Origin of the sequence: Mesorhizobium sp. B2-7-1 (assembly GCF_006440735.1) — a bacterium.
In the GTDB taxonomy this organism is placed as follows: domain Bacteria; phylum Pseudomonadota; class Alphaproteobacteria; order Rhizobiales; family Rhizobiaceae; genus Mesorhizobium.
Window position 1 is genome coordinate 1 of record NZ_VFUA01000184.1, and the last position, 6,231, is coordinate 6,231.

The 6,231-nt window shown below is 65.0% G+C and carries 6 protein-coding genes; 4 read left to right on the forward strand and 2 right to left on the reverse strand.

The annotated features are described in order from the left end of the window. Nucleotides 1–215 precede the first annotated feature (215 nt). Genes FJ471_RS33880 through FJ471_RS33895 form a run of 4 tightly spaced genes read left to right on the forward strand, consistent with a single transcriptional unit; the run spans nt 216 to nt 3,502 of the window. Entirely contained in the window at nt 216–1,097 is an 882-nt protein-coding gene (locus FJ471_RS33880) for a branched-chain amino acid ABC transporter permease (RefSeq protein WP_140810846.1), read from the forward strand. Next, nucleotides 1,094–2,056, forward strand: a complete 963-nt coding sequence (locus FJ471_RS33885; protein ID WP_140810853.1) for a branched-chain amino acid ABC transporter permease — start codon at nt 1,094–1,096, stop codon at nt 2,054–2,056. The genes FJ471_RS33880 and FJ471_RS33885 overlap by 4 nt, the downstream gene beginning before the upstream one ends. Continuing rightward, nucleotides 2,053–2,781: an ABC transporter ATP-binding protein gene (locus FJ471_RS33890; protein ID WP_140810859.1), complete on the forward strand. Its 729-nt coding sequence runs from the start codon at nt 2,053–2,055 to the stop codon at nt 2,779–2,781. The genes FJ471_RS33885 and FJ471_RS33890 overlap by 4 nt, the downstream gene beginning before the upstream one ends. Further along, nucleotides 2,774–3,502, forward strand: coding sequence for an ABC transporter ATP-binding protein (locus tag FJ471_RS33895; RefSeq protein WP_140810866.1), 729 nt, complete (start codon nt 2,774–2,776; stop codon nt 3,500–3,502). The genes FJ471_RS33890 and FJ471_RS33895 overlap by 8 nt, the downstream gene beginning before the upstream one ends. A gap of 14 nt (nt 3,503–3,516) precedes the next feature. Here FJ471_RS33895 and FJ471_RS33900 read toward each other — a convergent pair whose 3' ends face one another. Beyond that, entirely contained in the window at nt 3,517–4,473 is a 957-nt protein-coding gene (locus tag FJ471_RS33900) for an ornithine cyclodeaminase family protein (RefSeq protein WP_246684913.1), read from the reverse strand. Between the two features lie 63 nt (nt 4,474–4,536). Continuing rightward, nucleotides 4,537–5,958, reverse strand: coding sequence for a sodium:proton antiporter (locus FJ471_RS33905; RefSeq protein WP_140810879.1), 1,422 nt, complete (start codon nt 5,956–5,958; stop codon nt 4,537–4,539). Nucleotides 5,959–6,231 lie beyond the last annotated feature (273 nt).

The following is a 6,231-nucleotide window of genomic DNA, read 5'->3' on the forward strand; positions in this document are numbered from 1 at the left end:
TGTAGGTTCATTCCAACCAGCGTGAGCGCCCAGGCCCCCCTCTCTGTCCTGCCGGACATCTCCCCCCCGAGGGGGGAGATCAGCAGCTCGTGCGAAGGCGGCCACCTATCGGCCTTTGCGATTGGCGAAAGCGGTAGGGACAGCCAATCTCCCCCCTCGAGGGGGAGATGCCCGGCAGGGCAGAGAGGGGTGCGCTTGGCACCTGCCTGCGTGTAATGCATTTCGGACCCCATCTCCTCCTCGCCGCCCTCGAAGGCCTCGTCACCTCCGCCGTGCTGGCGCTGACGGCGCTCGGCCTGTCGCTGGTGTTTGGCGTCATGCGCGTCGTCAACGTCGCGCATGGCGAGTTCTTCATGTTGGGCGCGGTGCTCGCCTGGGCGGTTTCGACGGCGATCTCGGGCCATCCGGCCATCGGCTTCGTTGCCGCGCTGGTGATCGCGCCCTTGCTGGTCGGGCTGGTTGCGCTCATTGCCGAACGGCTGGTGCTGCGCCGGCTGAATTACAATCCCGAAGGCACCATCGTCGCCACCATCGGCATGCTCTACATCATCCAGCAGCTGGCGCTGACCTTCTACGGTCCTGAGGCGCGCCCGGTTGAACCGCCTTTCAGCTATCGCATCCTTTTGCCCTGGTTCGGCTATTCCGGCTACAAGCTGTCGGTCGTCGCCGCCTCCGCCATTTTGCTGGTGATCACCTGGTTGGTGCTGACGCGCACGAAAATCGGCCTGATCATGCGCGCCACGCAATATGATCGCGAGACGGCGCAGGCTTTCGGCATCCCGGTCGAGCGCGTCTATGCCGGCGTCTTCGCCGTCGGCGCCATGCTGGCCGCGATCGCCGCGGTGCTGATCGTGCCGATCAGCCAGGCGCATTACCTGATGGGGCAGGACCCGCTGCTCTTGTCCTTCATCGTCGTCATCATCGGCGGTCTCGGCTCGTTGCGCGGCACTGTCGTCGCCGCCATCCTGATCGGCCTTTCCGACGGCATCATCTCGATGTTCTTCTCGCCGACGCTGGCCAAGATCATCGCCACGCTGGTCGTCGCCATGGTGCTGGTGTTCCGTCCGCAAGGCCTGTTCGGGTCGACGTCCAGATGAGGGATGCTTCGCCGGCAAAGACCTACGCCCTGCATATCGGCGTCATCGCGCTTCTCTTCGCGCTGAATTTCGTCCTGCCGGATTATCACCAGGGCCTGTTCGCCCGCATCATGGCGCTGGCCGTCTTCGCCATGGGCTACAATCTGCTCTTCGGTTACGTCGGCCTGCTCAGCCTCGGCCACGCCATGTTCTTCTCGGCCGGCCTCTATGGCGCGGGCTTGACCGTCTACCACCTTGGCTGGGGTGTGCCGGAAGCTTTTGTGGCCGGTGTCGCCTGCGGCGCAGTCCTCGCCTTGGTCATAGGCCTGTTGGCACTGCGCACTTCCGGCGTGGCGTTCATGATCGTCACCATGATGTTCGCCCAGGTTTTCTACCTGCTCATCCTCTATTTCGCCGTCTGGACCGGCGGCGACCAGGGCCTGGTCATCCAGCAGTCATCGCGGGTGATCGCGATCGGCGGCGCATCTCTCGACCTGACCGAGCCGACCGTGCGCTATATGAGCGCGCTGGCGCTGTTTTCGGTCGTGCTGCTCGTCACGCTTGCGATTGTCCGTTCCCGCTTCGGCCGCGTGCTGGTCGCGATCCGCGAGAACGAGGAACGGACAAAAATGCTTGGCTACGACACCGTCGCCAACAAGCTTGCCGCGGTCGTTGCCTCCGGCGCCATCTGCGCGGCGTCGGGCGCCGCCTATGCCTTGCTGTTCGGCTATGTCGGCTCGAGCTTCGCCGGCGTGCAATATTCCATCCTGCCGCTGCTCTGGGTGCTGCTCGGCGGTGCCGCGACCACGCTCGGGCCGCTGATCGGCACGCTGTTCATGTATTATGTAACCGACATCACCAGCGGCTTCACCTCCGCCTATCTCCTGATCGTCGGCGTGGCGCTCATCCTGCTCGTCCTGTTTGCCCCGAAGGGCATCATGGGCAGCATCCGCGAGCGCTGGCTGGGGTGGCTGTCATGATGCCGCTGCTCACCACCAAAGGCTTGGCTCGGAATTTCGGCGGACTGCGCGCCGTCGACGGCGTCGACTTCGCGCTGATGCCGGGCGAGATCCGCGCCATCATCGGGCCCAACGGCGCCGGCAAGACCACTTTCGTCAGCCTGCTCTCGGGCCGCATCCGGCCGTCCTCCGGCATGGTCGTCTTCGACGGCGCCGACATCACCACCATGCCGGCCTACAAACGGGTTCGCCTCGGCGTCGCCTACACCTTCCAGATCACCAGCGTCTTCGCCAACCTCACCGCCTTCGACAATGTCGCGCTGCCGGTGCAGCGCACGCTGACCGACGGCCGCACCAAGGGGCAGGTCAGGACCGGCGTCATGGCCGCGCTCGAGCGCACCGGCCTTGCCGATCGCGCCGGCACGCTGGCCGGGCAATTGTCCTATGGCCACCAGCGCCTGCTCGAAGTGGCGATGGGCCTGGCGCTGAAGCCGCGCCTGCTCATCCTCGACGAGCCGACGCAGGGGCTCGCCGATAGCGAGATCGACAATTTCATCACTTTGGTGCGCGAGATCGCCAGGGACGCAACGGTGCTTTTGATCGAGCACAACATGCCGGTTGTCATGCAACTCGCCGACCGCATCACCGTCTTCAATTCGGGAAAGATCCTGGCCGAGGGCACGCCGGAGCAGATCCGCGCCAATGCCGAGGTGCAGGACGCCTATCTCGGAGCGACCCATGGCTGACTCCGTTAGAACCAATGGCGGCCTGCTCACCATTTCCGGCCTCGATTGCTTCTACGGCGAGGTGCAGGTGCTCTACGGCCTCGACCTCGTCTTGAACAAGGGCGAGGTGCTTTGCCTGTTCGGCCGCAACGGCGCCGGCAAGACGACGACGCTGAAGGCGATCATGGGGCTGGTCCCGCCGTCCGCCGGCTCGATCAAACTGGACGGCAAGGAACTGACCGGGCTCGCTGCGCATGACGTGCCGAAGGCCGGCGTCGCCTATGTGCCGCAGGGCAGGCGATTGTTCGCCGAGATGAGCGTGGCGGAAAACATCGAGATCGGCCTGATGGCGCGCGGCAAGGGCAAGCAGACACGCGAGAGCGTGCTCGATCTCTTTCCGTTGCTCAGGGAGCGGCTGAGGCAACGTTCCGGCACGCTGTCCGGCGGCGAGCAGCAGATGCTGGCCATGGCCCGCGCGCTCTGCCTCGAGCCGCAGGTGCTCCTGCTCGACGAGCCGACCGAGGGGCTGATGCCGTCGATGATCGCCAAGATCCGCGAGACGGTAGCGAAGCTGCGCGAGCTTGGTGTCTCGACCATCCTGGTCGAGCAGCGCGTCGATGCCGTGCTGTCGGTGGCCGACAGGGTTTGTTTCATCGAGAACGGCCGCAATCGCGAGACCGTCGATGTCGAAGCATTGCGCGCCGATCCCTCGGCGGTTCGGCGCTATGTCGGCGTGGGCTGAGGCGGACCGCGGGCCTAATTGTCCAGCGCGCCGACCGCTTTCGCGCGCACGAATGCCAGGCCGGCCAGCGCGAGATCGCCAACCGCTATGCCACGGAACGCGAAAGCGGTTCGCTCGCCTGCGCTCTGACGGCCCGCCACATCGCCACCGACCAAACCCATCAAGTCGCCTGCAACGAGCTCGGACTTCACCATCGGCTTGCTCACCTGCGCCTCTTGCGCCAGGTCGTCGATGACGATGCGATCGAAGACAGCCATGCTTTCCGGCAGCCAGGGCAGGGCCAGATCGGTCATCGTCACAAAGACGCCGGCCTTCAGCCAGCGCGCATCCAGAAATGGTGTGGGCTCAGGCACCAGGGTGACCGTCGTCACCACGATGTCGGCCCCTTCGACCGCCGCCTTGGCGTTATCACAGGACATCGCGGTAAGACCGCGCGTCTCGGCCATACGACAGAATGCGTCGCGGCTGGCTTTGCCCCGACTGAAGGCCCTGATCTCCCGCAACGGGAAAAGGTCTGCCAGGACCTCGAGATGGCCACGCGCCTGAACGCCGCATCCGATGAACGCGACGCTGGCCGAGTCGGGCCGGGCCAGGCGCCTTGCCGCGACGGCGCTTAGACCGGCCGTGCGCTTCTCGGTCACCCAATTGCCGTCGACCACGGCAAGCGGCAGTCCCGTCTCGGCGTCGAGAAGGGTGACGATCGAGTTGAGGGTAGCAAGTCCGCGCTGGGCGTTGCGGGGATTGACCACCAGCGATTTGGTCGCCAGCAGCGGTGGCTCGGTCGCGACACCGAGAGTGGCCATGATGTAGCGGTCGTCGCCCGGCCGCACCACGGCCTTCGGCGCGCACCACACCTCGCCCTGCCTCTGACCGATGATCTGCCGCTCGATTTCGTCGACCACCTCGGACGTCGAAATCGTCAGGCGGTCGAGGAGCTCGGCTGACAGATAGGGCAGGCTTTCGGCTTGCATGGTCATTGTCCCCCACGAATGGCTCGCCTTCGACGGTCGCTCCTCGGCGATGGCTTTTCCAGCTCACCTGAAAAACAAAAACCCGGCAATCAAAAACGTCGGGATCAGCACCAGGCCGGACCACATCATATAGCCGAAGAAGCCCGGCATCTTGAAGCCGCGATGCCGGGCGATGGCATAGACCATGAAGTTGGGCGCATTGCCGATATAGGTGTTGGCGCCCATGAACACCGCGCCGGCCGAGATCGCCGCCAGCGTCGAGGCAGCCTCGGTCATCAGGTGCTGCGCGTTGCCGCCGGCAAGCTCGAAGAACACCAGATAGGTCGGCGCATTGTCGAGGAAGGATGACAGCGCCCCGGTCAGCCAGAAATAGGCGAGGTTGTTCGGCTGGCCGTCGGCGGAGGTGACGAGCGCCACCAGCGGCGCCAGCGCGCCTTCATGGCCAGCCCGCAAGATGGCGATGACCGGCACGATGCAGACGAAAATGCCGGCAAACAATTTCGCCACCTCGGCGATCGGTCCCCAGGTGAAGCCGTTCGCCTCGCGGTGGCTCTTGTACGAAACTTTGAGGGACAGGAAGGCCAGCGCCAGGATGATGGCGTCGCGGGCGAGGTTCTGCAGCTCGAGGCTGACGCCGAGGATCGGGATGCTGATGCCCGGCTTCCAACTCGCTGAAAGCAGGATCGCGCCGATCACGCCGGCAAGCAGCGGCAAATTGGCCAGTCCGCGCAGGCGCACTTTCGTGTCCGGCGTAGGGTCCTTGATCTTCGGCATGCCGCCCTCGCGCCGATGCAGCACGATGTCGAGCGCCAGGAAGACGATGAGCACCAGGCCGCCGGTGAACAGCGTCTCTCGCCACAGATTCGCGGTCGTCCAGAAGAAATCGACGCCGCGCAGAAAGCCGACGAATAAGGGCGGATCGCCGAGCGGCGTCAGCGAGCCGCCGATGTTCGAGACAAGGAAGATGAAGAAGATCACCACATGCGCGTTGAACGGCCGGTTGTCGTTGGCGCGCAGGGTCGGCCGGATCAGGATCATCGAGGCGCCGGTCGTGCCGATGACCGAGGCAAGCGCCGCGCCGATGAGCAGCAGCCCGGCATTGGTGAGCGGCGTGCCGTGGATGTTGCCGGCAAGCAGGATGCCTCCGGAAATCGTGTAGAGCGCGAACAACAGGACGATGAAGGACATATATTCGGTGAGCAGCGTATGCAGCACCGCTTCGCCCGCCGCGGGAAGCCCGAACGCGACCGCCAGCGGGACGACCACCAGCACGGCCCAGGCCGCGGCGATCTTGCCATAGTGATGCTCCCACACATGCGGGAAGAGCAGCGGCCCCGTCGCGATCGACAAGAGCAGGCCGGCAAAGGGAAGTGCCCACCATAGCGACATGACGGCGCCCGGCAGTTCGCGGATTTCGGCGGCCAGCGCTTGTGCTGGAAACAGAAGCGCCATGGCGAGCACGGCGAGCGGAAAAAGCCGTCTCATCTGGCCACTCCGCGCCTTCCCTTCTCTCCTTGCGGGAGAAGGTGGATCGGCGCGTGGCGCCGAGACGGATGAGGGGTGTTCCAGCGGAGTGAGACGTCGGCGTTCCCTGGAACACCCCTCATCCGTCGCCTTCGGCGACACCTTCTCCCGCAAGGGGAGAAGGAGGAACCCGCATCCCGACGCTGCAAACTGGCTACCTCCTCTCCCCTCGGGGAGAGGTCGGATTGCCCCGAATTGCCCTTCGCAATTCGGCTGGCAATCCGGGTGAGGGGG

Bases quoted from the DNA above. Each gene is read 5' to 3' on its own strand.
- FJ471_RS33880 (WP_140810846.1), top strand. From the start codon at position 216: ATGCATTTCGGACCCCATCTCCTCCTCGCCGCCCTCGAAGGCCTCGTC.
- FJ471_RS33885 (WP_140810853.1), top strand. From the start codon at position 1,094: ATGAGGGATGCTTCGCCGGCAAAGACCTACGCCCTGCATATCGGCGTC.
- FJ471_RS33890 (WP_140810859.1), top strand. From the start codon at position 2,053: ATGATGCCGCTGCTCACCACCAAAGGCTTGGCTCGGAATTTCGGCGGA.
- FJ471_RS33895 (WP_140810866.1), top strand. From the start codon at position 2,774: ATGGCTGACTCCGTTAGAACCAATGGCGGCCTGCTCACCATTTCCGGC.
- FJ471_RS33900 (WP_246684913.1), bottom strand. From the start codon at position 4,473: ATGCAAGCCGAAAGCCTGCCCTATCTGTCAGCCGAGCTCCTCGACCGC.
- FJ471_RS33905 (WP_140810879.1), bottom strand. From the start codon at position 5,958: ATGAGACGGCTTTTTCCGCTCGCCGTGCTCGCCATGGCGCTTCTGTTT.